The organism is Lacihabitans sp. CCS-44, assembly GCF_024343735.1.
Lineage (GTDB): Bacteria > Bacteroidota > Bacteroidia > Cytophagales > Spirosomataceae > Leadbetterella.
Genome location: NZ_RJUE01000036.1, coordinates 1 through 2,231, shown reverse-complemented (window position 1 = coordinate 2,231; position 2,231 = coordinate 1). Strand labels below are relative to the sequence as shown.

General features: G+C 40.3%; 1 protein-coding gene. It reads left to right on the top strand.

Annotation, left to right across the window (positions count from 1 at the left end; genetic code table 11):
- On the top strand, window positions 1–2,231 hold a 2,231-nt coding region (locus tag EGI26_RS07205), incomplete at both ends, for a hypothetical protein (RefSeq protein ID WP_255077353.1).

Below are 2,231 nucleotides of genomic sequence, written 5' to 3'. Positions count from 1 at the left end.
TCATCGAGCTTAACCATTAGTAATCTTTGTGCTACATGCGATGCAGGTACATACTCCGTAAAAGCGTTCGGTGCGGGTGCTTGTGCGAGTCAAAGCGTAACCAGCTCTGCAGCTACCCTAACAGTAAATACACCGATAAGTATCACTTCGGTTTCTACTTCTCAAAGCAAATGCGAAGGTGAAAATGTAACTCTCGAAGTAGTAGCCGCTGGAACAATCACCGGCTATCAGTGGAAAAAAGCCAGTAACAACATCACTGGACAAACCAATTCAAGTCTGACACTCAGCAACCTAACTACTGCAGACATTGCAGAATATAGTGTTGATATTTTTGGACCATGTGGTACAGTCTCTCATTCTGGAATCAACGTGGCGGTGGCTCTGAAACCTGTGTTTTCTTTGAACCCCGTAAATACACCAAAATGCGTGGGTGAAACCGCTATTTTCAAAGCGGCCGCAAGCAGTGCTTCAAGTATTTTCTGGCAAAAAGATGGAATAAATCTTGTAGACGGTGGAAACATATCGGGAAGCAATTCGGCTACGCTAATAGTAAGCAACATTAGAGCAGGTTTTGATACCGGTGTTTACAAAGCCATCGCAAACGGTTCTGGAGCTTGTTCTTTCGCAACTACAATAAGTGCCGAAGCCATTTTGAGTATCAATGCTCCAATAACCAATGTGAAAATTTCTCCAAACGCCGACAAATGCGAGGGCTCAAGTGCAATTATCGAAGCCACACATGACGGTGTCGTAACTGGCTATCAATGGTTTAAAAATGGAGAAAAAATACCTAACAGTACAAATTTCAAAATAGAATTCAATATCCTAAAACCTTCAGATAAAGGAACTTACACAGTGGAAATTTACGGACCCTGTGGAACAATAACTTCAACGGCCTCATTCCTAAATGTGACAGCATTGCCTGTAATCATCACCCAACCAATAGATGCAAAAAGATGTATTGGTGAATCAGTAACTTTCCAAATTGCAGGTACAGATTTCGGCTCGTTTAGATGGTTTAAAAACGGAGCGAATCTAAACATAACTACACAAAATTTAAATATACCATCAGTAAATGAATTGTCTAGTGGTCAATACATAGTCGATGTGTTTGGGGTTGGAGCATGTGCTACCAGAACTACTTCCAGCAGATTTACAAACCTTGAGGTTGGTAGTAAAATTGCCGTAGAGAAAATTACCAAAAACGTAAGTTGTTTTGGCTTGAGCGATGGTAGCATCCAACTTAAAACCACAGGAGGTTTCGGATCACCATACAGTATTACTTGGCAAAATCCATCCTCAGCAAAAGGAGAAACTGCGACCAATTTAGCCGCGGGACTTTATGAATTTACTATAGCCGACAGTCGAGGTTGTTCTCAAAAAGACAGTATGAGAATCTCTCAACCAGAAAAATTGTCAGCAAACTTAGTTTCAAAAACTCTTAACTATTGCGAAACTTCTGGAAAGGCGAGTGTTAAAACAGCGGCATTTGGTGGAACTAAACCTTACAAGGCCTCATGGAGTGACCTTCCTAATTTTGTGGAATTAGATAGACAAAATCTTAAAGCCGGCACTTACACCCTAAAAATTGTAGACGCAAACAATTGTGAGACTACTTTGGCAACAACCATTGAAGATTCAACTTCAAAGATGTCAGCGAAGTTGAGCTACACTCAACCATCATGTTTTGGCAAAGCTGATGCTAAGCTTTCAGTTTTGGCCACTTCGGGTAGAGGAGCTTACAAATACACTTGGAATAGTGTCAACTACACTGGTACGGCCTCTGAAATTACAAATCTTGCTGTAAATAATGAAAATGCACAAGCAATTGTAACTGATGCTTTAGGTTGTGAGGTAAAATCAGATATACTAAAACTAATTTCTCCAGTTGCCATTTCATTGAATATTACAAAGCAAAAAGAAGTTTGTCCTTCTAAACCTTTTGAAGTAAATGGTACTGTGGCCGATGGAACTAAATATGAATGGATCACTCCATTGGGTAAAAAATTACTCGGTGCTATAATCGTTGGAGACAGTATTGGGAATTACAAATTAGCTGTTACCAATTCTCTAGGTTGTGTGGCACTTGATAGCGTTTCGATAATTCCGAATGCCAATGTGAAGCCATTCTTTGCTTCGCCTACACAAGCCCCTGTGAACAAAGAGGTTGTATTTGTAGATTTAACCAATCCATTGGCCTCCAATGTAAAATGGATATATCCAAGTGCGGC